Source organism: Hymenobacter siberiensis (assembly GCF_018967845.1).
Classification (GTDB): Bacteria; Bacteroidota; Bacteroidia; order Cytophagales; family Hymenobacteraceae; genus Hymenobacter; species Hymenobacter siberiensis.
This window is the reverse complement of record NZ_JAHLZZ010000002.1, coordinates 50991-75794: the sequence shown is the minus strand read 5'-3', so window position 1 is coordinate 75794 and position 24804 is coordinate 50991. Positions and strand designations below refer to the sequence as shown.

Genomic DNA, 24804 nt, shown 5'->3' with positions numbered 1-24804 from the left:
CCTTTTCCTGCCTTACCAAATAGGTGGCCTGGTGCTGCTTGATGATGGCGGCCAGCTGCTGATTGTAGCCGGCTAACAGCTGGAGTGTCCGGCGGCGCTCCATCGCCGACGCGGCCTCATACGCTGTCAACAGCTGCTGCTTGGCGTAGAGCAGGTTATTGAGCTCGAACAAGCCCGTGGCGGGCAGGAGCCGGTCCTGGTACAGCGATGAAAGCGAGGTGGTGACTTTATTCATCAGCCGCCTTTCTACCATGCTACTGCCCAAAATGACGAGCATTACCAGCAGAAATAGCCCAATGGGCCTGGCCTTATCGTGAATGCGGGACAGCATATTCATGGCGCAGGTACAAAGTGGCTACAACTCCGGGCAGGCTCAACTACCTGCAAATAAGAATAAAAAAAGAGATTCAAGCGCTGGGCTGCTTTTCTCATCGTCAGCTCCGGCACGCTGTTCTAGAGAGGCCCGCTATCAGCCAGCCACTGCCGGGCGGCAGCCAGGTGCGGAGCCGAAAATTCAATTCCCCAGATACGAATTCCACGCCGCACCCCACCTGCTGCTCGCAGTGCCGCGCAGCCTCAATTTCCCGCAGCACGGCTTGTAGATTAGGGTCATTGTACCAAATGCGTAGTTAGCGTTTTCAGGTTGAGCTTAAAAAAAACATGTGTCGATTGCTGAATCGGAAGGCCCTTTCCAGCGCCAGGATTCAGTGAAATGTTTTACTGGCTGCTCAAATAGTTACAACAGCCTCCTCACAACTTGCCTTGTTCAAAGCATGTTATTGATCAATGCGTTGTGAATATTAGCTCAACTATAGCAACGCATTTGGTGCAATGGCCCTAATCGCCTTACGGCGTGGCTTGCGGCGGCAGGCCGGGCAGCAGGCCGAAGCGCCCGCCGGGAGCATTCACGAGGATAGTTTGGGTATCGAAGGGTAAATATATAATATATACTATTATACTATTTAGACATTTTATAAAAAACTTTACCCTTATTTGGAATAATTCCAAATAAGGGTAATACCTTTGAGGCATCGTTTACTGCTCCTTCTGCTAAACCTGTTTCTTATGACGTTTAAGTTCGTTCCCGGCGCGCTGGTTGCCCTGGCTTTTGGTTTTACTTCCTGCGACAAGAATGACACCGAGTCGGCCCCGGCCCTGCGCGCCAAGCTGGATGCCAGTACGCTGACGGCCACCTCGAAGTACACGGAATCGTTCAAAGATGCCGGCGGGCAGTCCACGGTGGATTTGACGACCGCGAACCAGCGCCTGGACATGTTCTCGGAGCTGAATGCCTACATGGCCCTGGTGGCCGCGGCGGCCCCGGCCACACCCGCTACCCTGGATGCGGCCAAGCTGCGCGGCTACTACAACAATACCGGCAGCTACTTCACCGGCACCGGCCTGAACGGCTCGGGCCTGTCGCTGCGCGCTACCACTGCGGCCTCGTTCCCGGCCACTAACGCCGAAACGGTGCGCGTCTACCTCGACCAGCAGCTGACCAAGCTGGCCACCACCAGCCAGTCGGTGAACAACGTGGCTACGCCCGGCAGCGCCGGCCGGCTGGGCCGCTACCTTGTGGACGAGCAAGGTATTGAAGTGAACCAGGTGATTCAGAAGGCTCTGATTGGGGCCCTGCTGCTCGACCAGATTGACAACGTGCTGCTTACCGACAATGCCCTGAAGGCCGATAACCGCCAGGTGGTAGCCGGCAAAGCCTACTCCGAGCTGGAGCATAACTGGGATTTGGCCTACGGCTACCTCACGGCCAACGCCATCATGACCACGGACATCAACCTGACGCCCCGCGAGCGGTTTCTGGCCGGCTACCTGAACGAGAAAAACGGTCTGGCTTCGCCCGGCGTGTACCTGGCCTTCTTGAAGGGCCGCGCGGCCATTGTTAACAACGACGCGGCTGGCGTGAAAACCCAGGCTGATGTTATCCGCACGGAGCTGGAAAAGACCATTGCCCTGTCGGCGGTGTCCTACCTGAGCAGCTGGAAATCGGCCTCCACGCTGGACGTGAAAGCCCACGCGCTGGGCGAAGGGCTGGGCTTTATCTACTCGCTGCGCTTCGGCACCAAGTACGGAGCCGATGCGGCTTTTTCCGATAATTTGCTCGCGGGCCTCACTTCCGGCACCAACGGCGCCTGGAGCCTGACCAATGCCCAGGCCGACGTGGCCATCAATGCCATCAAGTCCAAGTTCAGCATTCAATAGCTTTTGGCCCGCGCCCGCCGCGGACCCAGGCCCACGCACCGGGCCGCTGTGGCGGTGGGGTGCGTGGGCCTTTGCCACCAAAAATTGATTCCGATGAAAAAGACTGTTTTGTTTGCCCTGTTGCTGCTGCTCACCACGGTGGGTATCTTCAGCTGCCAGAAAAGCACCGGTTCCGATACGCCGGCCCCGGACACGTCCCTGGACCGTAAGGCCCTGCTCACGCAGTGGGCCGACAGCCTGGTGAAGCCCGGCTACCAGCGCTTCAACGACAAGCTGAGCGCCCTCAAAACCAAAACCACAGCCTTCACGGCGGCCCCTACTACGGCCAGCTTACTGGATGCACGCCAGGCCTGGCAGGCGGCCTACCTGGAGTGGCAGAAAGTGGAGCTGTTTGAGTTCGGCCCCGCTGAATCGGTGAGTCTGCGCAACCACTTCAACATCTACCCGACCGATGTGACCGGCATCAATCGCAATATTTCGACTGGCACCTACGACTTTGAGGTGGCCACCGCTATTGCCCAGCAGGGTTTTCCCACGCTGGACTACCTGCTGAACGGCGTGGCGACCAGCGACGCGGCCATTGTGCAGCAGTACGTGGCCTCAGCCAACCACCGCCGCTACCTCACCGATGTGATGGCCAAGATGGACCAGACCTTTGGCACGGTGTACGGCCAGTGGACTGGCTCCTACCGCGACACGTTCATCAATAATGCCGGCACCGATGCCAGCTCCTCGCTCTCGCGGGTTATCAATGCCTACTCGCTTTACTTTGAGCGCTACCTGCGCGCCGGCAAAGTGGGCATTCCGGCCGGCACCATGAGCGGCACGCCCCGGCCCGAGAAAATTGAGGCGTATTACCTGAAGGGAGCCCTGCCGTTGCAGCTGGCCACTACGGCCCACGCCACGGTGCAGCAGTTTTTCAATGGCCGCACGGGCCGGCCCTCACTCAAAAGCTACCTCGATGCGCTGGGCGCCAAGGACAGCCGCACGGGCCAGGGCCTGGTCAGCATCATCAACACGCAGTTTGGTGTGTCGGCGCAGCAGCTCAGCTCCCTGGGCCCCGACCTGCACACGACCATCACGGCCCGCAACGTCGATGCCGTGGCTTCCTACAACGAGATGCAAAAGGCCGTGCGCCTGATTAAGGTGGATATGACCTCGGCGCTGGGCATCACGGTGACCTACGTCGACAACGACGGCGACTAATGCGGGCGGGGATGCGGCACTACTTTCAGGGCTACACCTCTGCTGCTCCACTGGCTACGTTCCGCGTGGCCTTTGGCCTTTTGGTGCTGGCCAGTGTGGGGCGCTTCTGGGCCAGGGGCTGGATTGCGGAGCTTTACCTAAAGCCCCGGCTTTTCTTTTCCTACTACGGGTTTGAGTGGATAAAGCCCTTGGGGCCGGCTACTTACGGCCTGTTTGGACTGTGTGCGCTGTGCGCGCTGCTGGTGGCGCTGGGCTGGTGGTACCGCACGGCGGCCGTGGGCTTGTTTCTGAGCTTCACCTACATCGAGCTCATGGACAAGAGCACCTACCTCAACCACTACTACTTCGTTAGTCTGGCGGCTTTTCTGCTCATGCTGCTGCCGGCCGGCCGATATTTTTCGGTGGATGCGTACCGCGACCCGGCCCGCCACCGCCACCAGGTGCCCCGCTGGACGGTGGATGCCCTGCGTCTGCTCGTGGGCATTGTGTACTGCTACGCCGGCCTGGCCAAGCTCAACTCCGATTGGCTGCTGCAGGCCATGCCGCTGCGCATCTGGCTGCCGGCCAAAAACGACTTGTGGCTCATCGGCCCCCTGTTCAATTACCCCTGGGTGGCCTACGTGTTCAGCTGGTTTGGGGCGTTTTACGATTTGACGGTGGTGTTTTTCCTGCTCTACCGCCCCACCCGGCCATGGGCTTACGCCACGGTGGTAGTGTTCCACGGGCTCACGGCTGTGCTGTTTCCCATCGGCATGTTTCCCTACGTGATGATAGTGGCCGCCCTGGTGTATTTCCCGGCCAGCGCCCACGAGCAGGTGCTGGCCCGGCTGCGCAGCTGGTGGGGCCAGAGCCCCGTGGCAGCCCCTGCCGAGCGGCCGCTGGTGTATGCCCCGCGCACCCGGCAGGGGTTGCTGCTGGTGCTGGGCGTGTTTTTTGCGGTGCAGCTGCTCCTGCCGTTTCGCTACCTGCTTTACCCGCACGAGCTGTTCTGGACGGAGGAAGGCTACCGCTTTTCGTGGCGGGTGATGCTCATGGAGAAGATGGGCCAGGTGCAGTTCAAGGTAGTGGATGGTCAGACCGGCCAGACCCGGCTGGTGAATAACGACGAGCACCTGAGCGTGCTGCAGGAAAAGATGATGAGCACCCAGCCCGACATGCTGGTGCAGTTTGCCCACTACCTGCGCGCCTACTACGCCCGGCGCGGCATGACCAACCCCAAAGTATACGCCGATGCCTACGTGAGCCTGAACGGCCGCCTGGGCAAAAGCTTCATTGACCCCACCGTGGACCTGGCGCAGGCGGCTGACGACCTGCGGCCCAAGGCCTGGATTTTACCCTTTGACGATGAGATTTCCGGTTTATAGCGTCGCTCTGGTGGCGAGTGTGCTGTCTTCATTTGCGGCCGTGGCCCAGCAGGCCAGCCTGCAGGGCCGGGTACGCGAAGCCACTACCGGCCAGCCCGTGGTGGGCTGCGAGGTGTACGTGCGCGGCTCCCGGCAGATTGCCCGCACCGACTCGGCGGGCCTGTTTACGCTGGCCCGCCTCGCGCCCGGTCGCCAGCAATTGCAGTTTTCCTCCATCGGCCACGAGCCGCTGAAAACTGAAGTAGCGCTGCCCGCCGTCGGCAGCGTGCTGGATTTTACGCTGACGCGGCGCGACCAGCAGCTGCAGGAAGTGACGGTGCGGGTGCCGCAGGGCCGCTTCGGACCGCAGCGCCTGCGGGAGGTAGAGGGCACGGCCATCTTCGCGGCCAAAAAGTCCGACGTCATCGTGCCCGACAACCTGGTGGCTAACCTGGCCACCAATAACGCCCGGCAGGTGTATGCCCGCGTGGCTGGCCTCAACATCTGGGAGAGCGACCAGGGTGGCCTGCAGCTCAGCATCGGCGGCCGGGGGCTGGACCCCAACCGGACCAGCAACTTCAACGTGCGTCAGAACAACTACGACATCTCGGCTGATGCCCTGGGCTACCCCGAAAGCTACTACACGCCGCCGGTGGAGGCCATCAAGCGCATTCAGTTGGTGCGCGGGGCGGCTTCGCTGCAGTACGGCACCCAGTTCGGGGGCCTGCTCAACTTTGAGCTGCGTGCCCCGGAACCGGACAAAACCGTGGCGGTGGTGTCGCGCCAGACGGTGGGCTCCTACGGCTTTTTCAATTCCTTCAATAGCGTGAGCGGCACGGTGAAGAAGCTCAGCTACTACACCTTCGTGCAGTACAAGCGCGGCGATGGCTGGCGCCCCAACGCCCACTTCGACTCGAAAACCGCTTATGCCGACCTGCGCTACCAGCTCACGGAAAACGTGAAAGTGGGCCTGCAGGTGACGCACATGGACTACCTGGCCCAGCAGCCGGGCGGCCTCTCCGATGCGCAGTTTGCCCGCAATGCCCGGCAGTCGAACCGGGAGCGCAACTGGTTTGCCGTGGACTGGAACCTGTTCAATGCCTCGGCCGACTGGAAGCTCACGCCCCGCTCCAACCTCAACCTGACCACCTTCGGGCTGGTGGCCTCGCGCAAGTCCCTGGGCTACCGGCCCAACTTCGTGGAGCGCACCGACAACGACGCGCAGCAGCGTGAGCTCATCAGCGGGGACTTCCGCAACCTTGGGGCCGAAGCCCGCTACCTGACCCGCTACGAGCTGGGTCCCTCGAAAAGTGGGGTGCTGCTGGTGGGCACGCGCCTCTACCGGGGCTACAACCACAGCCTGCAGGGCTTCGGCCCCGCGGGCCGCAGGGCCGACTTTCGCTTCGTGGAGCCCGTGGCCGCCCTGAGTACTCAAAATTCATCTTCTGATTACCGGTTTCCCAACTACAACGCGGCCGCTTTTCTCGAAAATATCTTCTACTTCGGTGAGAAGTTCTCGGTCACGCCGGGCCTGCGCGTGGAGTACATCCGCACCCGCGCCGAAGGCTCTTATAAAGTCATCGACCGGGATTTGGCCAACAACATTGACACCATCCGGCAGTACAGCCAGGTGCGCACTAGCCCGCGCGGCTTTGTGATTGGGGGCCTCGGCGTGAGCTACAAGCCGACGGAGCAGCGGGAGCTGTACGCCAACGTGTCGCAGAACTACCGCTCCATCACGTTCTCCGACATGCAGATTGTCAACAACTCGCTGGTCATCGACCCCAACCTGCAGGACGAGCGCGGCTATTCGGCCGACCTGGGCCTGCGCGGCGAGCAGGGGCAGTGGCTGACCTACGATGTGAGCTTGTTTGCCCTGCTCTACAACAACCGCATTGGCGAGGTGCAGACCTACGATGCCAACAATGTACCCTTCCGCTACCGCAGCAACATTGGCCGGGCCCTGATTCTGGGCCTTGAGTCGTACGCTGAAGTAGATATGCTGCGCCTGCTGGCCCCCGAAGCCGGGCCCGGCCGCTGGCGCTGGTCCACCTTTGGCAACCTGGCCCTGATTCGTAGCCGCTACACTGCCAGCGACGACCAGGCCATCGTTGGCAACCAGGTGGAATTTGTGCCCGTAGTGAACCTGAAAACCGGCATGCAGGCGGGCTACGGTCCCTTCAAGGCATCGGTGCAATTCACATATTTAGCCAACCAGTTTTCCGAAGCCACCAACTCCCCCAATAGCCCGTACGTGGCCAATCCGGAGCGCAACTCGGCCGTGGTGGGCGTGATTCCGGCCTACCATATTCTGGATACTTCTGTATCCTGGGAGCGGCGCTGGCTCAAGCTCGAAGGCAGCGTCAACAACCTGGCCAACGCCATCTACTTCACCCGCCGCGCCACCGGCTACCCCGGCCCGGGCATCCTGCCCTCGGACGGCCGCAGCTTCTTTCTGACGGCCGCCGTGAAGTGGTAACCGGTGTCTTCGCGGGGGCAATCAGCCCTAACGCCCATGATACCAGCAACTATGTCGATGGACCGGATGCTGCGGGCATGGTCCCAGCTGCGTGGCTACTTCCGCAGCCGGCCCCAGTTTCCGGAAGCGGAGCTACTCGCCTTTGTCCAGGCGGTAGTACCCGAAGTAACGGCCGCCTCCTGGCCGGCAGTCCGGCTGGGCCGCGTTGCTGCACCTGAATACGAATCCAGAGTAAGGCTTTGTCTAGCGTATTGTGGTGCGATGTAGCGGCCCGCCGCAACGCCTGCACGGTTCTCAACCCGTGGGTGCCACAACGCCCCCATTGGCCGAAACCACGGCAGTTAGCGTGGTGGCCAACCTGCCGTCTGACAGAGCCACGCTGAAGCGGCACTTCTGCAATGGGAAAGCCGATTTCCTGGTGCATTTGGTCAATATGAAACGGATTCTCAAATCTTGCCAACTCAAGCAGCTGCTAAACAAAGTGCTTCCACGATTCCGCTCTCAGGTACGTATTGGCTCACGAGGACATTGATTCAAGAATTGAGTAGCGGCCTAACCTTAGGCGGTCGGACCGAAGCATACGCTTCCTTGTGCACTAGTATTTAAACACGCTTCGCGAGCTGGGCCGACAGTTTCCCACCGCTGTCCCGGCTCGTGCGAACCGGCATGCTGTGGGCCGACCTGCTGCCCCCCCGCGCTACAGCTGCTGGGCCATTCGTTTGGTGAGTACACGCTCATAAAATATCGCTACGCCTGCGAGTGGGCCACGCACCACCGCAAAGTGCCGGCCCGTTTCCATATCTTATCCCGGTAAGGCCCGATACAGTAACCGATATTACCCAGCCGGTGGAGGCGGGCTGTGTAACGCGCAGTTAATTGGTTGTACTCTACCCTACTATTTTTAGTAATTGATTTTTAGCAAGTTGCCTCGTAATCCAGTTCAGTAGCGTTTCAACCAAGCAGGCCAATGGGTCCTCGGGCAGGGTCAGCGGGCGGGCGAGTTGGCGGAGCAGATTGAGGCCGTGGCGGCTCAGGCTGGCGGCCCGGTAGCCGTGGTTTTTGCGGGCAATGGGCTGGCGGCCGCCGTGGGCGGCCGCGCCCACGCCCAGACAAAACGCGTAGGCCAGGCTGACCAGGGCCACGAGCTTGCGCAGCTTTTGGAAACAGCGCAAGTGGGTGGCTTCCAGGTTAAAGCCCCGCCCTTTCAGATTTTGAAAGCATTGCTCAATCGTCCAGCGCTTGGCATAGAGTTGCTCGAGGTGGTTCAGGCCGGCCGTGGCAAACAGGAAGACAAACGCGTCCGCCGCCACGGCCTTGACCCAGACCTGCCCCCAAACCCCGTCGACCTGCACGTGAGCGAAGCGGCGCACCTGCCCCGGCACCAGGCCCAGGTCGGCCACGGCCTGCCGCCGGCCGTCGGCGTGGGTCAGGCAGTGGTGCTTGGGCAGGCGCATGACAAAATTAAGCCCGTTGTCTTTGAGCCACTTGAACCACGCATGGCCGACAAATTCCCGGTCGCCCACGACCAGGCCGATGCGGTCTTTGCCCAGCAAGGCCACGCATTTTTCGAGCACGGCGATGCGGTCGGCGGCGTTGGAGTTGCCGCTGCGGTTGTCGAGTAGGTGCCAATAAAGGGGCACGTGGACCTCGCCCGTGCCGACGGTGACGAGCAGGATGTTCACCTGGCACTGGCCGAAGTCCCACTCCGTGCGGTCGAGGCATAAGCGCAGCTTGCCCTGCGCAGGCAACAAACTCAGTAAAAGTCTGGCCAACAGTACGTAATTGAGGTCTACTTCGCGGAAAAAGTCCTGAATGCGCGTTTCGTTCGAGGCGGGCTTGGCCGCGTCATTGAGGTGCTGGGCCACCTCGCCGAATTGCACGTTGCGGCTCTTTATCAGGCCAAGAATAAACTGGCCCACAAACTTTTGGCGGGACAAGTGGCCCACAAACGGGGCCTGTTGCAAAAGCGTCGTAATTTTGGCAGCGAAGTGTTGCTTCACGGGGCAGAACGGGTTTTTGGTGGTTGGAACCCCAAAGGTCGGGCTGCCCCGTTTTTATGCCCTAAAATTTAGTAGGGTAGAGTTAATTGGTTAAATTAATTGTAACATTACGGGATTAAATTTTACAGCTTAACCCCGCAACCATGAAGATTTCACACCTGTTGCTGGCGGCCCTGCTGGCGGCTCCGGCGCTAAGCCAAGCCCAGGCCGGTAAACAGCCCGCGGCAGCCCCGTCCACTTCGATGGCTGCCATCACCAAAGGCCTGCAAAAATTTGACGGTTACTTCCCCTTTTATTACGACGCGAAAACCGGCAAAATCCTGCTGGAAATTGGCCGGCTGGAGGAAGAGTTTCTTTATTTCGGCTCGCTGGCCAATGGTGTGGGCAATGGCATCGAGCGCGGCCAAAGCACCTCGGCCATCGCCAAGTTTGTGCGGGTGGGAGGTAAGGTGCTGCTGCTGGAACCCAACTACGACTACCGCGCCACCACTGGCAGTGCCGACGAGCGGCGCGCCGTCGACAATGCCTTTGCGAAGTCGGTTATCTGGGGATTCGTGCCGCTGGCCAGCGAGGGCAACAAGGTCCTCATTGACCTGACGCCGTTTCTGGTGCGCGACAGCCAGAAAATTGGCGAGAAGCTAAGCAGCGGCGGGTTCTCGGGGCCCGGCGCTAGCCTGCTGACTCCCGGAGCCGGGGCGCGCCCGCCGGCTACCTACAAGCTCGATGAGTCGCGCTCAGCGGTATACCTGGAAAATACGCGCAACTTTCCCAAAAACACCGAATTTGAGGCGATGGCGACCTTCACCACAACAGGCAGCACCGGAGGGGGCGAGGATGGCGGCGCAAACCTGGCCCCCGACCCGGGCGCGGTGACAGTGCATTTTCATCAGGCGTTCGTGGAGCTGCCCGACAACGGGTTCCGGCGGCGGCAGTTTGACCCGCGCTCCGGCTTCAATCCATTCAGCTACCTCGATTTTTCGGTGCCCATGAGCCAGCCGCTGGCCCAACGTTTCATTAAACGCCACCGACTGCAAAAAAAGGACCCTACCGCCGCCCTGAGCGAGCCGGTGAAACCCATTGTGTATTATGTGGACCGCGGCGCGCCGGCCGACATCAAAAAAGCCCTCATTGAAGGCGGCTCTTGGTGGAACCAGGCGTTTGAGGCCGCTGGCTACACCAATGCCTTCCAGGTGCGGGAGCTGCCCGAGGGCGCCGACCCAATGGATATTCGCTACAACGTGGTGAACTGGATAAACCGCTCGGGCTCCCCACGCGCGTTTTCATACGGCATCGCGTACACCGACCCGCGTACGGGTGAAATCATCAAGGGCGTGGTGTCGCTCGGAGCCGACCGGCACCGGCAGGACTACCTCATCGCCGAAGGCATGCTGCAGCCCTACACCGACGGCCAACCCGTGCCCGAGCAGATGCAGCAGCTGGCGCTGGCGCGCATCCGCCAGCTGTCGGCGCACGAAATTGGCCATACGCTGGGCCTCGAGCACAACTTCACGGCCAGCATCATGGAGCGGGCCTCGGTGATGGATTACCCGTTTCCGCGTTTTCGCCTGCTGCCCGATGGCCGCATGGACGTGGCCGATGCCTACGCCACCGGTATTGGGGCCTGGGACAAGCGCGCCATCATGTGGGGCTACTCCGATTTTGCCCCCGGCACCGACGAAACCTCGGCGCTGAGTGCCATTATGCAGGAAACCTTGCGCCAGGGCCACCGCTTCATTCCCGACATTGGCGGCTACGCCCACCCCAACGCCAACCAGTGGGACGACGGCCCCGACCCCATCGCCCAGTTAACCAACCTGATGGCCCTGCGGCGGCACGTGCTGGATGGTTTTTCGGAGAAGGCCATTCGGGCCGGTGCACCGCTGGCCACGCTTGAGGAGGTGCTGGTACCCGTGTACCTGCTGCACCGCTACCAGGTAGAAGCCGTGGCCAAATCGCTGGGCGGCATGTATTTCACCCCCGCCCTGAAAGGCGACGGCCAGGTGCCTACCCGGCTCGTGGACCCGGCCGTGCAGCAGCGGGCGCTGGACGCCCTGCTGGCCACCATCAGCCCGGCTGCACTGCAGTTGCCCGAGGCGCTGATTGCTATGATTCCGCCCCGGCCCACGGGCTACCCCGGCTCCGTTGAAACCTTTGCGGGCTATACCGGCCCCACGTTCGACCCACTGGCCGCCGCCGAAGCTGCCGCCGGCCCGCCCATTGCCGCGCTGCTGAACGCCGAGCGCGCCGCCCGGCTGATGGAGTACCGGGCCCGCGATGGCCGGCAGCCCGGCTTCGGACCGGTGGTGAAGCAGCTGCTGGCCCGAACCTGGCAGGCCGCCCCGGCCCCCGGCTACGCCGGCGCCCTGCAAACCGTGGTGAACAACCTGACGCTGAAATACCTGCTGCAGCTGGCCGCCAGCCCCCGCGCCGCCGCCAGCGTACGCGGCGAAGCCCTGCTGCAAATCGACGACCTGCAGCGCTGGATGCGCAGCCAGACCAAAAACGCCTCCCCCACACAAAAAGCCAACCTGCTGTTCGGCCTCGCCCAGATTGACCAGTTCTGGTCCGAGCCGGGCAAGTTCATCGCCCCGCCCACGGCCACCATGCCGCCCGGCGCCCCCATCGGCATGCCCGGGCTCAATTTCCTGGACTAAGCCCGGGGTGGTCGATTTTCTTGCAGTTGATTCTGCTCGCTGCGCCTCTCGTTCAGGAGGGGGGGAGCTGCTTATAGATTTGTGTGGTTCTGTTACCCTCTGATGTTAGGCAGCAAGCCTTTCTCCCTTTCCATAGATGTCCTTTCTGCCCTACCATCGTCTGTTACTCCTCTTTTTTTCTCCTGCTGCGCCTTGTGGTTGCTACCGCATAACCGCTGCAAACGGCCAGTGGTCTCACCTATCACCCCATCAGGACCATTAACCCGGCCGACCCGGACCTGGCCGATTTAGCATTTTTGAAACAGGCGATTGGCCCGGCGCGGGTGGTGTTTCTGGACCGGCCCTGGAGAAAGCCACCTCCTGCCTGCTCGGCTACGAGCCAAATACCGGCAACTGGACCCAGGTGCTCGACGGCGTGCTGTTCCTAAAAACCGTGCACCCTCCCGTGTTTATTGACCAGCCGCGGCACCCTGGCGGCCGATGAGCGTAGTCGGGTAACGATACGCACCGCCGGAACCAGCCCGGCCGCCGGCCAGCTGCGCGGCGTAGTGCTCGACCAGAAAACCCGGGCGGCGGTGCCCTTCGCCAGCGTGTACCTTAAGCAGCTAGGCGTGGGGCCTTACCACCAACATCAAGGGCGAGTTTGCACTGCCCCGCCCGGCCGTGCCCGCTGGTGGCTACCTGCCTGGGGTTTGGCCGGCAGGCCCTGGCCGTGGGTGCCCAGCCCTACCTGACGGTGCTACTGCCGCCGCAAGCTTACGCGCTGGCCGAAGTGACGGTAAAAGCCGAAAGTCTGGACCCGCGCAAAATCATGGCGCGCGTCATCCAGCGGCTGCCCCGGAACTACAAGCAGCAGGACTACGATGCCGACGTGTACGCTTGCGGCTCGTCCACCAATTTCGACTCGCTGCTCTACGATGTGGAGTGTTTTAGCACGTTTTACGATGCCCAGGGCTACCGCTCGGCAGGCGGCGGAGCCTCGCGGCTGGAGGAAGTGAAATGGAACAAGGCCACGGGCCCGAGTAAGTTCTGGGGAGATTATCACTTCGCATACACTGGTTCCTTCACCAACTTCTTCGATTTGGTGGATGAAAACCCGATGTTTCAGGCGCGTACCCTGAAAAAATATACGTACTCGCTGGCTTCTGTCATCCAGGACCAGGGCCGCGAAACGCTGGTGATTGATTTTGTGGCTAAAAAGAATAACCACCGCACCACGGGCGACTACTTTGACCAGGGCTACACCGGCAAGCTGTACATCAACCGCGCCGACTACGCCGTGACCCGCTGCGACGTGGAGTGACAACGCGACACGCTGCTGCTGAACAGTTTTGCCCGTAAGTACTTTGCCCGTGGCGGCACCGTGGCCCGGGGCTGGCACCAGCTGCACAGCGACTATCGCATCCGGCAAACCGTGACGTACCAGCAGCAGCAGCCCGGTGGTCCGTATTTTCTCGACCGCAGCGTGCAGACCTGGATTGAAAAACACTGGGACCTGGCTACCGGTCAGCGCATGGAAAAGCTCTCGGTGCAGAGCCTGCAGTTTGCCAACATCCGCCCAGTGGCGTAGAAGTGCTGCCGGAGCGGCCGCCCATTGCCACCATGCTGCTCAAAGGCCAACCCTTCCACGAGGAGTTCTGGCGTACCCACCAGCGGCCCGACGGCGTAGTGGGTGCCCCGCAGGTGAAGGCCCCGGAACATTGAGTAATTTGTTGATATTCAAGCTCTTGTTATAAGGTTTATTGACCCAATTATGCAGGAACACCAATGCTGCGGCTTCGAAGGCGAAATCAACGGTAGCACCGAAAAACCGAGCATCGCCGTTCAGGGCAAGGTAACGGCGGTGGGGGGCAGCTGGATGCGGCTAATAGCCCCAACGGTGGCGGGTTCCGCTTGTTTAGCCGTGTTCAATGGCTTGTCTGGTGAAATGGGGTCAGGCCTAAAATTCAAAATTTAAAACGAGGAAAGCTAGACGGCCAGGGGAGTTGTTACCGTTGCTACGTTGTGCCTGCTGTAGCTGAGATTTTATTGCTGGCTGAAGGCTGGTGAGACGGTATCTAGTGAGTACGGGGTATTTGGACGCGAAATGTCGCGTCTCTATATTCTTGGGTCAGTAACGAGATTAGATTCTTGGTAAAAGATATAACTAACTTTATATCAGGCTATCAGGAGCCATGCTTGGCCGGCAGGCGGCTCAGGTAAAAGGCTACGACTAATGCTACACCGGCCGCCAGCCCGAAGGCCCAGCCCGGCCCGGCCAACTGCCACACCGCACCGGTTCCTAAGCTGGCCACCAGCGCGGCCAGGCTGCCCAGGCCGCCGAAGGTGCCCAGGGCCGCGCCGGTATCGGCCGGTTCGCAGAGGTTGCTGACCCAGGCTTTGGCCACCCCTTCGGTACTGGCCGCATACACGCCGTAGAGGCCAAAAATGGCGGCAAATGTCCACCACTCGCGGGCCTGGGCCGCGCCGCTGTACACGGCGGCAAACAGCACCAGGCCGGCTACCAGCAGCCGGCGCGGGCCCAAGCGGTCGGCCAGGTAGCCCAGGGGCCAGGCCGCGGCTACGTACACGGCATTGTAGAGGATATACAGGCCAATAACGCCCGCTTCGGATAGGCCCCGCTGGCGGGCCAGCAGCAGCAGGAAAGCGTCGGAGCTGTTGAAAAGGGCAAAGGCCACCAATGCGCCTACGACCCGTCGGTAGGCTGGCGGGGCCACCCGCCAGTAACTGAACACGGCCCAGAACGGCTGCACCGGGCGGCTAGACGGCACCGCGCGCCGCTCCCGCAGGAAAAACGTGAAGCCAGTGGCCACCACCCCCGGTACAAAGGCCAGTAGGAACAGCAGCCGGAACTGGCCGGGGCGGGCCGCCAGCCAGAGCAAGGCCGCCGTGGGGCCCAACACGGCCCCGAGCGTATCCATTGACCGGTGGAAGCCAAACACCTTGCCCTTGTTGGCCGGCGTGGTTTCGTTGGAGAGCAGCGCATCGCGGGGCCCGGTGCGCAGGCCTTTGCCCAGGCGGTCGAGGGTGCGGGCCAGAAATACCCACCACGGCGCGGCCAGCACCGCCAGCATGGGCTTGGTGAGCGCGCTGAGCCCGTAGCCCCACTGCACAAACGGTACCCGCCGGCCCATCCGGTCAGACCACTGGCCAAAGTAGCCTTTGCTCAGACCGGCCGTAGCTTCGGCCAGCCCTTCGAGCAGACCAATGAATAGCACCGAAAACCCAATGCTTTGCAAGTACAGCGGCATCACCGGGTAAAGCATCTCGCTCGCCAAATCGGTGAACAGGCTAATGAGCGACAGCAGCCATACCGCGCGGGTCAGGTAAGCGAAACGAGGCATAGGGTAGCGGTTAGGAATCCGTGATTCATGCTTGAGCAGCAGCAAAGCAGCCAGCTACACTTCCTCTACGGCGTTTCTGCGCTTGCCGGGCAGGAAATACGCGCCTTCGGCGACGAAGCGCTGAAGCTAGGCTGACCCGACGGCGGGCTAATGGATTTGCGGGGCACCTGTCTTCGCTCACGCCCTTGTCATGCTCAACGGGCAGTCAACGGTGGTAAGCGCTTTCGCGGGCGAATCAGCTGCGACAAAGAATAAAGCTTGCATTGGTATCTGCACCACTATTGATGAGTAGGTTATCACGGATGGCTTTGGCAGCGGCCCGCACCAAGCGGCGTTAGCAAAAAATAGGGCTGGCATATGCTTCTGCGGGCAAGCGCAGGCATTTTTGGCAGGTACTGAACTTGTGCGGGGTGACTAGGTTATGCTGCCGGTTTTCGGTAGCGCCAGCTCCCACGGGGCCAGTTTACTGGAAACAAACGGCAATTCATCTCACTCAAAACACAACAAAACAATGAAATCCACCCTAATCCTTGCGGCTGCCCTGGCTTCATTTGCGGTTCAGGCGCAGGCCCAAGCCGTCAGCACGCCGCGCGTGGCCGCCGACCAGATTGCCACTAAAAAAGGTCCCCTCACGGTGCAGCCCATCACGCACGGCAGCGTGGTGTTTACGTGGGGCGGCAAGACCATTTACGTAGACCCCTACGGCGGGGCCGCGGCCTATGCTGGCCTGGCCGCACCCGATGTTATCCTCATCACCGACATTCACGGCGACCACTTGGACCCGAAAACCCTGGCGGGGCTCTCCATAGGCAAGGCCCTGATGGTGGTGCCCCAGGCGGTGGCCGATATGCTGCCGGCGCAGTACAAGGCACAGGTACGCATTCTGAGCAACGGTCAGCAACTCGATACGCTGGGCCTGAAGGTTGCGGCCGTTCCGATGTACAACCTGCCCGAAGCGGCCGACGCCATGCACCCCAAAGGCCGGGGCAATGGCTACGTGCTGACCCTGGGCGGCAAAAACGTCTACCTCTCCGGCGACACCGAAGATATTGCCGAAATGCGCGCCCTCAAGGGCATCGACGTGGCCTTCGTGTGCATGAACCTGCCCTATACCATGGACGTGAACCAGGCCGCGCAGGGGGTATTGGCCTTTAAACCGGGCATTGTTTACCCGTACCACTACCGGGGGCAAAGCGGCCTGAGCGATGTGGCCAGCTTTAAGAAAACCGTGAACACGTCCAATAAGAAGATTGACGTCCGGCTGCGCAACTGGTATCCGGCGGCCCAATAAAGTAACGAAACCACGAGGCACGTCCTGTCGAGCCGCTGGCTTGGCAGGATGTGCCTCGTGGTTTCAGCGCCCAATACGGCTTTGCTCGCTCAAACCGAATTAAAGTATAACTAACTGAATAATAGTTAGTAGAAGTGAGTTTGTTTAGTTGGATTTGATAGGGTGCGTACTTCAGCCCGCAGCGCTGAAAGGCAGCTAACGAGTCTGCCAGATGATTTGTCCCCGGAAGTCGTTGTGCGGGTTGGGGCGAGGCAGCGGCTTATCTTGCTGCTGATGAAGCTACCACTACATTTTTGGGTGCCGGCCGCGCGGCTGGTGGCAGCAGCTGGGCTTTTCGGGGCCGCACTGTCTGCGCGGGCACAGAATTTTGGGGCCATGATTCCGTATAGCGTCGGCAGCAACGTCGCGCCTCTCGGGGTGACTCTGGCTGATTTCAACGGCGACGGCCGCCTCGACCTCCTCACGGCCAACGACCCCAGCCAATCGCTGAGCCTGCTCTACGGGCAGAGCAATGGCACCCTAGGCCAGCTTCAGCTGCTGCCAGCAGCCGGCGCCGGTGCGGTGGCCCTGAAAGTGGGCGACCTCAACCGCGACGGGCGCCCCGATGTGGTGGTAGCCGGTGCCGGCTCGGGCGGCGTGCTGATTGGTACCGCTGCCGGGGTACTCATCCCGCCCGGGTATCAGTTTTCGCTGCGCATGACCAGCAACCCGGGTGCGCTAGCACTGGGCGACGTGAACGGCGACGGCCAGCCCGATGCGGTGGCCGTGGCAGGGGCCAGCACGGGCAACAGCCACGACGAGCAGGCCGCCGTGCTGCTGGGCCGCGTAAACGGCTCGTTTGCGCCTGCCCTCACCTATTCTCTCGCCGCCGGCAGCCAGCCCGAAGCCGTAGCGCTGGGCGACGTGAACGGCGATGGCCGACCCGACCTGGCCGTGGCCAGCCTTGGCACCGATGCCGTACAGGTACTCCTGAACCTGGGCAATGGCCTGTTTGGGAGCGCCACGAGCTATAGTATGGGCGTCGGGACCGGGCCGCTGGGAATAGCCGTGGCCGACGTGAATGGCGATGGCCAGCCCGACCTGCTCACGGCCAACCACGCCGGAAGCGTGGGGGTGCGCCTGAATTCCGGGGGGCAGTTCGGGCCGGTCACGATTTACCCCGTCGGTGCGGCGCCGGTGGGTATGGCCGTGGGCGATGTGAACAACGACGGCCTTCCCGACGTGGTGACCGCCGGGTTCGGCAGCGACCAGCTGTCGGTGCTGCTGGGGACTGGGGCGGGCTTGTTTGGGCCGGTCACCAACTACGCCATCGGCCCCGGTAGCAGCCCCATCAGCGTAGCCATCGGCGACATAAACGGTGATGGTGCCCCCGATTTGGTGTCGTCAAATTTCAACGCTGGCACCGCCGGTGTATTCCTCTGCCAGGCTCCCGTGCTAAACCTGACCGGCCCCGCGAGCGGCGGCGCGGGCACGCCCATTACCCTCACCGGTACCCGACTGGTTGGTGCCACGGCGGTTACGTTCAGCAGTAATACCCAGGTTGTGACCACCGTGCCCGCTACCAGCTTCACCAGTACCAATTACACGGCCACGCCCAACACCATCGGGCTGGTGGTGCCGGCTGGCCTGGTCGTGGGCCCCTATCTACTGGCAGTCGTGACGCCGCATGGCACCAGCCCGGCCACCGGTTTCGGGGTCAGCGCGCCCCTGGCAACGGTGCCCGGGCTGCTGGCTGAACAGGTGGATGTGTTTCCGAGCCCAGCTCATGCGCGGGCCACAGTGCGGGTACCGCCCGGCCCGGGCATGGGTACCGTGCGCCTGCGCCTGCGCGACGCCTTGGGCCGACTGGTATTCACCGTGGAGGCGATGGTGCCCGCTACAGGCCTGCACCAGGAACTGGACCTGCGGCACCTCGTTCCGGGCCTGTACGTGCTGCAAGTGCAGGCCGGGGCCACAACGGTTACGCGCCGTCTGCTGGTGGATTAAGGGGTTTGAGTGATGTGAGGAGGACCCCTTCCATTTATGGAGCCAGAATCGGTTTAATTGGCTTCCCAACAGGCAGTTAATGTGCCTGATGGCATCTTCACCCCGGCGTGGAGTAGGGGCTTAGGATTGAATGGGAGGGCTGCCAGACCCTTTGGTCTGCCTAAAAAAAAGCGATGGATACAAATGGGCTGCTACTCGCTGTCCGGTTGAGCAGGGCTTCTGCTGCGAGCACCGCTTTACAAGTGGCTCCAGTTAGCGGTTTAGCCAGGCTTTCTTCTCCAGCCGATACACAAAATTCAACTTCGGAGCTTCGCCAAAATAGGCTATTTCTTCCTCCGCAATTTTTTCCGCCCCTAGGCGGCCAATGGCTATTTGCGACCGCATATTATCCGCACCAATATGAAAGTAGACTCTGGATACGAATTGGAACACGTAATCCAGCATCAGCGCTTTCACCCCTAAATTGAAGCCTTTGCCCCAATACCGGGTGGCATAGAACGTGTAGCCAATCAGGATGCTGTCATCCTGCGCGTCATAGTCGTAGAAACGAGTGCTGCCCAGAATGCTGTTCGTGGCCTTATCCACAATCTTGAGGGCCTTTTGCGCCATGGCCCCTTCAAAATAGGTCCCAAATGCCTCAGGCTTCCATCGGTCTTTATTGGGGTGCTGCTCCCAGACTTTTGGGTCGGAGGCGGCGGCATACAAGTCGGCAAAGTCAGTTGCTTCCAACGGCAGCAGCCAGACTTGTTGGTTTTCCAACGTGGGTTGTGTGTTGAATGGCATAAGGGCAGGAATTTCGGTGTTGGATAGTTTTCCAACGCATAAGTAAGAAAATGGCCGGTTATTTATCAGAGGACAGCTCGTTTACTGGGCGGTGGGCTAAATTCAGATAAAATCCGTCAGAGGCTTTGTAGGTTATACGGAACACTTTTGCGCTAAATGTGGCAGCGACTAAATTCGGCGCAATGGGCATAGTCAAGGCCATGCCCGTTATCAATGCAAAGCCTGCCGTTACCAGGCACGATTCGAACCGGCAGCGGTTGCCAAGGCCATACAATACGGACAAGTGGACTAGGTTGCTGGGCGAGCGCAACTCCCCGCGCAGCATTGTGCGCCCAACTGGTGTCGCGCGGATGACGATTGCCAAACGCCTCATTGCGGCAGCTCTGGCAGGCCTTGCCCCGCCGTTATCACCGCCACTGCCGGTACTTCACCAACCAGAGGAAGGCCTACGCCAAGGTACTGCCCCGCTGGCGGCACTGGCCCTGCCCCAACGGCGAAAGCCAGACGAGCATCGCGGAAGCCAGCAACTGCTTCTTGCGCCAGCGCTACAATCGCGTCGACTTGTTCAATCGCTCAATTGCTGTCCTGCTCCCCTACCCTTTCAATGCGGTTACAGAAACGGGTATTTCTTTTGCAATACAGTCAATACTTTGGGCGGCAAAGGCCGGTAGGCTTCCTCTTTCCCCACAAAATAAGCCGTTAGCGCCGCTTCAAGAATCTCCTGAATATTCTCGCCGCCGTACGTCGCCAGTTGCTGCAGCTTTAGGTAAGTGGCAGCTTCCAGCTTGTTTGAAAAGATTATCTTTTCTGGCTTTACGTCTTTATTGTCAAGACTATCTTTACCATAAATATTTCCTTTTATGCTGGCTGCTGGCGTTACCGAGCCCTGTATGAATTCGGCAGTACCCGCCTGGTGAGTTGTGCGAATAGTGCCGGCATTGGGCCACAGGGCCTGGTCGGGATTGATGGCCTGGGGAGGAACACCGGTAATATCGGCCACGGCAGTGGCGGCGAAATTAGGACGAGGCTGCTTGCTCATTGCGCAATGCGGGTTAAAAGTTCTTGGGTAAGGGCCAGGTAGTCGTGCGCGCTGTTGGATTCCGGCGCATGGGCGTGAATGCTTTTTTTCAAGGCCACGGCTTCCACCAGTTTGGCGTTGATGCGGATGGACGTTTCCGTCAACAGGCCCCGTACGCGTACTTGCTGGGCCAGTTCCGCCGCAAAATCGTGGTACACCTGCCCGCGGTAGCTGGGGTGGTATTGCGTCAGAAAGACGCCCTTCAATTCAAGGGCCGGGTTAAAATTGTCCCGCACCGCTTCCAGCATGTCAAGCAGCTTGTAAAAGCCGGCAAAAGCAAACGGGTCGGGGCGCATGGGGGCCAGCACGTAATGGGCCGCGGTCAGGCTCATCACCGTCATGGGGCCCATGGAAGGCGGCGTATCGATAACGACGTAATCGTACTGCTTCTCCAAGCCTGCCAGCTGCCGGCGGAGGAGATTGGGATGCGTGGCATCGGCCCCAATCATGCGTTCGAGGGGGCTTAGTTCGGGCCGGGAAGCAATCAGGCTCAGGTTGTCCCCCATGGGCTGCACCACCTCGGCCAGCGTTGCCTCCCCCCGCAGGACCATGCACAGGTTGGGGGCTTGCACATTAGCAAAGGTTGAGGTAAGGTTACTCTGAGGGTCACAATCGATGAGCAGCACCCGGTGACCGAGCAGCACCAGGGAATGACCTATGCCGAGCGCCGAAGTCGTTTTCCCCACCCCTCCCTTGTGCTGGGCAATTGCAATAACTTTCATCTTAACTGGAATTGATATACAGATTATCTTGACACAAAGATGGTAAAGACAATCTGTATTAAAAAGAGATATTTATCATCTTTCCGTCTGTCTGGTCTTTATAAAACATAGCATACTTTGTTAAAAATAAGCTATTTGCTATAGAATCAGCCCGTAAAGCAGTCTTTATTGACTGTTTATAAAGATGTCTTTATAACTTTATTTAACTTATATCTTTATTAATTCCCGATGATGAGCAGAGAAGATGAATGCGCCGGATTGTGATGTTTATACCGCGCCCGCATAGTAAGCTCCTTCCATTAACTGGTACCACCGGCGAGGTGAGGTGGTCGGCTAAAGGTGGACAGCATATAGGTCCTTTTCTTTCCTGCATCGAAGCTGTTTAGAAAGTCGGTTTTTGGTTGATTTTTCGCAAAAGGATGACAACGAAGGCGAGCCAGTGCCAGGCCGGCTAGTGGTCAAAAAACATTAAATAGTCGGGTATAATCGGTTTAATTTGATGCGGGCATCAGCGGTTTTAATTGCCAGTTGCGCGGTTTTAGGTTGGCATTTTGCTTGTTTTTCCACCGTTCGACGACCGCCTGCACGGCTTCTTTGCTCGAAAAGGAGCGGTCAAGCACTTGGCGCGTGAGGACGGAGAATTCAATTTCAGCCATATTCAGCCACGACCCGTGGACGGGGGGGTAAATGATTTCCATCCGCTGCACATAGGCCCGGGCGACTTCCGGTGGGAAGTGGGCGTAGAAGTTGCTGGTTCTATGCGTACTCAGGTTGTCCATCACCCAGCGCACTTTTTTCGCTTCCCGGTAGGTCGTGTCCATTAGCCGGGCCACGAACTGCACCCACGTGGCGGCTTTGTGGTCGTTCTCCACGGTCAACTCGCGCCAACCGCGCAACGGTTCGGTGGCGACGAACAACTCCACCACGCCCCGGCGCACGTATTCCGAATCGCGGTGTGGCTGCCCGTTGGAAGCAGTAAATTCTTGGTAATCGAGTAGTTGTTTAGGTGATTTGTCCAGGCACACAACGGGAAAATCCGCGTCGTAGGGCTGCTCGTACACGTCGAGCACCTGCTCCATCTGGCACACAAAGGCCGCGTTCTCTTCGGCCGGAATCACCCATTGCATGGGGCCCTGAAAAGGCTTAAGTTCGTTTTTTTTAGCAGCCGCGCCACCATTGTGGTCGAAATATGCTCGACCACCTGCAACTCCACCAGCCGGTTGGCCAGCATCCCCAACTGCCAGCGCGGGTGGTCGTCGGGGGGACTTTGGCAGAGCAAGACCGTCAGATGGGCTTCTACCCGACCGTCTATCTTCTTGTCAGAGCGCGTTTTACGTACTTTCGGCTCGAACATCTTCAGGCCTTCCTCGCAGAACTGACGGCGTACCCGTTCCACCGTGCGGGTGCAGATACCCAGCACGGCAGCCAGTTCCAGGGCCGGGCGGCGCCCGGTCTGCTCGTCGCTGTTCAACAAAATTTGAATGTCCCGAAGTTTAGCCGAATGGGCTTTATACTTCTTCTGCCACCCCTCTAGGGTCTGGCGTTCGTCGGCGGTCAGGTAAAGGCGATAAAGGGTCATAACGAAGGAATTAGTCATCCTTAATCCGATACGACCAATTAAAGTTTTTGAACCACTAGTGCAGGTTCAGGTAGCCGTGCACGTCATTGAGCTGAAACAGGGTGAGCGTGGTCGTCATAGCATACAAGGAAAGTGGTGATGAGGGTGCCGCGTTAGCCGGCGCCCGGCCACAGCGACCGGGCAATGGCCGGCCGCTGTGGCCGGGCGGACTGGCCGCAGCTAATGGCCGGCGCGGCGTTGCCGTCCGCCACGGGCGGGCAGTACATGCGCCGCTGAATAACCAGCGCTGAAAGCACCGTAAGCCCGCCAATGGCCGCCAGGGCCGATGGCAGCCCGAAAGCATCGGCCAGCAGGCCGGTGAGCAGCGCCCCGATGGCGTAGCCCGCGTCGCGCCAGAGGCGGAAGATGCCCACGCTGCGCGCCCGCTGCGAAGCCGGCGCATACTCGGCCACCGCCGCCAGAAACGTGGGGTAGACCAGCGCCGTGCCCGCGCCGAGCAGGGCCGCCAGCAGCAGAAATACCGGGTAGGAGGAGGCAAACAGCAGGGCCAGCAACACGGCGCCCTGCAGCAGCATGCCCCAGAACAGCAGGTCCTTCTTGCAGAGTCGGTCAGCCAGCGGGCCAGTCAGAAGCTGGCCTAGGCCCCACACGGCCGGGTACACGGCGGCCACGGTGCCAATCTGCATCAGAGTGAAGCCTTTGGTGGCCAGGAGCAGCGGCAGCAGGCCCCACACCATGCCATCGTTCAGGTTATTTACCAGCCCGGCCTGGGTCACGGAGCCCAGGTTGGGGTGGCGCCAGGTGACATCCCAGAACGAGAGGTGGGGCTCCGCCGGCCCGGCCGGGGCCTGCGCCGCTTCCAGGGCTACGTGGGCGCGGGTGTCGCGCACCAGCAGGCTGCCCAGTAGGCCCAGCACTGCCAGCCCGATGCCCAGGTAGAAGGGGTAGGGGCGCAGGCCGTATTCGGTGGCCAGCCAGCCCGAGGCGAAGGCCGTGGCCGCCACGGCCAGGTAGCCGGCCGACTCGTTCAGGCCCATGGCCAGCCCGCGCTGCTTGGGGCCCACCAGGTCCATTTTCATCACCACCGTGCTCGACCAGGCCAGGCCCTGGTTCAGGCCCAGCAGCACGTTGGCAAAAATCACCCAGCCCCAGCTCGGCGCCCAAAGTAGCAGCAGCGGCACTGGCAGCCCGAAAAGCCAGCCGATGAGCAGCAGGTTTTTACGCCCCACCTTATTGGCCCAGGCCCCCGCGTAGTAGTTGGCTCCGGCCTTGGTGAGGCCGAATACCACAATGAACGCCAGAATGGCCGTGCGCGCCACCAGGTGAAACTCCTGCTCGGCCAGCCGGGGCAGAATCGTGCGCTCCAGCCCCACCATGCCGCCCACAAAGGCATTGATAATAACCAGCAGGGTGAACTGCCGGGCATTTTCGCGTAGGCCAAGCTGGATGGGCATTAGGGTGGTTGAGGAGGATTGAAATAGGGGAAGAAAACCTTATGCTGAGTTCTCTGATCCATGCTCGGCATGACGGGCTTTTTTTGCTTGATATCGGAAGCCGGCTACGGATGCACCAGCACCCAGCCCTCAGTCTGGCGGATAATCAGCTCGCCGTTGCCGGTGGGCACCACGGAAATGTAGGGCAGCATGTCATCCTTGGTCAGCTTATAGGCTTTCATCGAGTTCGCGCACTGGGACAGGATAACGCCGGCCTGTTGCAGGGCCAGCACGTCGGCCTCGTAGGGCTGGTCTTTTTTGAACACCACCGTGCCACCGCTGAACACCACCAGCTCCAACTCTAGCTTATCCTTTAGGCGCGGGTCTTTCAGGGCATTTTGCATGTTGTGCAGCGTCTGGTTGATGAGCTTGGGGTCGTTGCTATCGAGCTGATACACGGCTCGATAATGCTTTTTGGTAGCTGGCGCGCCCTCAAATGCCGCCGCCTTGGCCGCTACGGCCGCATTGGGTGGCGTCAGGACCGGGGCCTGGGTTGGGGCGGTAGCGCCCGCAACTGGCGTAACAGCGGGTGCCGGAGGCGTAGTCTGGGCCTGCGCGGTGCCCATGGTGGCCAAGAGGGCGGCGGTGGCGAGCAGGCGGGAAAAGGAGTTCATCGGCAGGCGGTTATT

At 60.5% G+C, this 24804-nt stretch carries 19 protein-coding genes and 1 pseudogene; 10 read left to right on the top strand and 10 right to left on the bottom strand.

Annotated features, from left to right (window positions below):
• Window positions 1-4: 4 nt before the first annotated feature.
• A pseudogene (locus tag KQ661_RS23205) lies at window positions 5-253 on the bottom strand (hypothetical protein); the annotation flags it as partial.
• A gap of 812 nt (window positions 254-1065) precedes the next feature.
• On the opposite strand from KQ661_RS23205, the gene KQ661_RS21045 reads away from it, so the two are divergent.
• From KQ661_RS21045 to KQ661_RS21030, 4 genes are all read left to right on the top strand, one after another.
• On the top strand, window positions 1066-2217 hold the full coding sequence (locus KQ661_RS21045) for a DUF4856 domain-containing protein (protein WP_216728058.1): 1152 nt from the start codon (window positions 1066-1068) through the stop codon (window positions 2215-2217).
• A gap of 93 nt (window positions 2218-2310) precedes the next feature.
• A complete protein-coding gene (locus tag KQ661_RS21040) occupies window positions 2311-3423 on the top strand; it encodes an imelysin family protein (protein WP_216728057.1) in 1113 nt (370 codons plus the stop codon).
• A gap of 11 nt (window positions 3424-3434) precedes the next feature.
• Entirely contained in the window at window positions 3435-4787 is a 1353-nt protein-coding gene (locus tag KQ661_RS21035; protein ID WP_216690863.1) for an HTTM domain-containing protein, read from the top strand.
• Window positions 4768-7245, top strand: coding sequence for a TonB-dependent receptor domain-containing protein (locus tag KQ661_RS21030; RefSeq protein WP_216728056.1), 2478 nt, complete (start codon window positions 4768-4770; stop codon window positions 7243-7245). Before KQ661_RS21035 ends, KQ661_RS21030 begins: the two co-directional genes overlap by 20 nt.
• An 887-nt stretch (window positions 7246-8132) precedes the next feature.
• On the opposite strand, the gene KQ661_RS21025 is transcribed toward KQ661_RS21030, so the two are convergent.
• Window positions 8133-9245, bottom strand: coding sequence for an IS4 family transposase (locus KQ661_RS21025; RefSeq protein ID WP_216727498.1), 1113 nt, complete (start codon window positions 9243-9245; stop codon window positions 8133-8135).
• Between the two features lie 143 nt (window positions 9246-9388).
• On the opposite strand from KQ661_RS21025, the gene KQ661_RS21020 reads away from it, so the two are divergent.
• From KQ661_RS21020 to KQ661_RS21005, 4 genes are all read left to right on the top strand, one after another.
• Window positions 9389-11899 (top strand): zinc-dependent metalloprotease, encoded by a 2511-nt coding sequence (locus KQ661_RS21020; protein WP_216728055.1) that lies wholly within the window; start codon window positions 9389-9391, stop codon window positions 11897-11899.
• Window positions 11900-12542: 643 nt separating this feature from the next.
• Window positions 12543-13202: a hypothetical protein gene (locus KQ661_RS21015; protein WP_216728054.1), complete on the top strand. Its 660-nt coding sequence runs from the start codon at window positions 12543-12545 to the stop codon at window positions 13200-13202.
• Window positions 13203-13262: 60 nt separating this feature from the next.
• Window positions 13263-13469 carry a hypothetical protein gene (locus KQ661_RS21010; RefSeq protein ID WP_216726967.1) on the top strand — a complete coding sequence of 69 codons (207 nt, stop codon included), beginning with the start codon at window positions 13263-13265 and terminating at the stop codon, window positions 13467-13469.
• 183 nt (window positions 13470-13652) lie between these two features.
• A complete protein-coding gene (locus tag KQ661_RS21005; protein ID WP_216690868.1) occupies window positions 13653-13856 on the top strand; it encodes a hypothetical protein in 204 nt (67 codons plus the stop codon).
• A 208-nt stretch (window positions 13857-14064) separates the two neighbouring features.
• On the opposite strand, the gene KQ661_RS21000 is transcribed toward KQ661_RS21005, so the two are convergent.
• Entirely contained in the window at window positions 14065-15243 is a 1179-nt protein-coding gene (locus KQ661_RS21000; protein ID WP_216728053.1) for an MFS transporter, read from the bottom strand.
• A gap of 511 nt (window positions 15244-15754) precedes the next feature.
• Here KQ661_RS21000 and KQ661_RS20995 point away from each other — a divergent pair.
• Together KQ661_RS20995 and KQ661_RS20990 are read left to right on the top strand one after the other, a co-directional pair.
• Complete coding sequence (locus KQ661_RS20995) at window positions 15755-16534, top strand: MBL fold metallo-hydrolase (RefSeq protein ID WP_216690871.1); 780 nt, start codon at window positions 15755-15757, stop codon at window positions 16532-16534.
• 375 nt (window positions 16535-16909) lie between these two features.
• Window positions 16910-18520 (top strand): FG-GAP-like repeat-containing protein, encoded by a 1611-nt coding sequence (locus tag KQ661_RS20990; RefSeq protein WP_216728052.1) that lies wholly within the window; start codon window positions 16910-16912, stop codon window positions 18518-18520.
• A gap of 252 nt (window positions 18521-18772) precedes the next feature.
• Here the strand turns inward: KQ661_RS20990 and KQ661_RS20985 are convergent, their stop codons facing one another.
• From KQ661_RS20985 to KQ661_RS20955, 7 genes are all read right to left on the bottom strand, one after another.
• A complete protein-coding gene (locus tag KQ661_RS20985; protein ID WP_216690873.1) occupies window positions 18773-19303 on the bottom strand; it encodes a GNAT family N-acetyltransferase in 531 nt (176 codons plus the stop codon).
• Window positions 19304-19913: 610 nt separating this feature from the next.
• Window positions 19914-20303: a hypothetical protein gene (locus KQ661_RS20980; RefSeq protein WP_216728051.1), complete on the bottom strand. Its 390-nt coding sequence runs from the start codon at window positions 20301-20303 to the stop codon at window positions 19914-19916.
• Between the two features lie 35 nt (window positions 20304-20338).
• On the bottom strand, window positions 20339-21103 hold the full coding sequence (locus tag KQ661_RS20975; RefSeq protein ID WP_216728050.1) for a ParA family protein: 765 nt from the start codon (window positions 21101-21103) through the stop codon (window positions 20339-20341).
• Window positions 21104-21594: 491 nt separating this feature from the next.
• On the bottom strand, window positions 21595-22230 hold the full coding sequence (locus tag KQ661_RS20970) for an IS630 family transposase (protein ID WP_216728049.1): 636 nt from the start codon (window positions 22228-22230) through the stop codon (window positions 21595-21597).
• The gene (locus KQ661_RS20965) at window positions 22218-22682 is read right to left on the bottom strand and encodes a helix-turn-helix domain-containing protein (RefSeq protein WP_216726963.1); all 465 of its coding nucleotides are present in this window, start codon (window positions 22680-22682) and stop codon (window positions 22218-22220) included. Before KQ661_RS20965 ends, KQ661_RS20970 begins: the two co-directional genes overlap by 13 nt.
• Before the next feature lie 152 nt (window positions 22683-22834).
• Window positions 22835-24136, bottom strand: a complete 1302-nt coding sequence (locus tag KQ661_RS20960; protein ID WP_216726962.1) for an MFS transporter — start codon at window positions 24134-24136, stop codon at window positions 22835-22837.
• 104 nt (window positions 24137-24240) lie between these two features.
• Entirely contained in the window at window positions 24241-24789 is a 549-nt protein-coding gene (locus tag KQ661_RS20955) for a DsrE family protein (RefSeq protein WP_216726961.1), read from the bottom strand.
• Window positions 24790-24804 lie beyond the last annotated feature (15 nt).

Coding starts and splice junctions, on each gene's coding strand:
- KQ661_RS20975 (WP_216728050.1), bottom strand. CDS start 21,103: ATGAAAGTTATTGCAATTGCCCAGCACAAGGGAGGGGTGGGGAAAACG.
- KQ661_RS21035 (WP_216690863.1), top strand. CDS start 3,435: ATGCGGCACTACTTTCAGGGCTACACCTCTGCTGCTCCACTGGCTACG.
- KQ661_RS21005 (WP_216690868.1), top strand. CDS start 13,653: ATGCAGGAACACCAATGCTGCGGCTTCGAAGGCGAAATCAACGGTAGC.
- KQ661_RS21030 (WP_216728056.1), top strand. CDS start 4,768: ATGAGATTTCCGGTTTATAGCGTCGCTCTGGTGGCGAGTGTGCTGTCT.
- KQ661_RS20960 (WP_216726962.1), bottom strand. CDS start 24,136: ATGCCCATCCAGCTTGGCCTACGCGAAAATGCCCGGCAGTTCACCCTG.
- KQ661_RS21040 (WP_216728057.1), top strand. CDS start 2,311: ATGAAAAAGACTGTTTTGTTTGCCCTGTTGCTGCTGCTCACCACGGTG.
- KQ661_RS20965 (WP_216726963.1), bottom strand. CDS start 22,682: ATGACCCTTTATCGCCTTTACCTGACCGCCGACGAACGCCAGACCCTA.
- KQ661_RS21045 (WP_216728058.1), top strand. CDS start 1,066: ATGACGTTTAAGTTCGTTCCCGGCGCGCTGGTTGCCCTGGCTTTTGGT.
- KQ661_RS21020 (WP_216728055.1), top strand. CDS start 9,389: ATGAAGATTTCACACCTGTTGCTGGCGGCCCTGCTGGCGGCTCCGGCG.
- KQ661_RS20985 (WP_216690873.1), bottom strand. CDS start 19,303: ATGCCATTCAACACACAACCCACGTTGGAAAACCAACAAGTCTGGCTG.
- KQ661_RS20990 (WP_216728052.1), top strand. CDS start 16,910: ATGATTCCGTATAGCGTCGGCAGCAACGTCGCGCCTCTCGGGGTGACT.
- KQ661_RS20970 (WP_216728049.1), bottom strand. CDS start 22,230: ATGCAATGGGTGATTCCGGCCGAAGAGAACGCGGCCTTTGTGTGCCAG.
- KQ661_RS21000 (WP_216728053.1), bottom strand. CDS start 15,243: ATGCCTCGTTTCGCTTACCTGACCCGCGCGGTATGGCTGCTGTCGCTC.
- KQ661_RS20955 (WP_216726961.1), bottom strand. CDS start 24,789: ATGAACTCCTTTTCCCGCCTGCTCGCCACCGCCGCCCTCTTGGCCACC.
- KQ661_RS20995 (WP_216690871.1), top strand. CDS start 15,755: ATGAAATCCACCCTAATCCTTGCGGCTGCCCTGGCTTCATTTGCGGTT.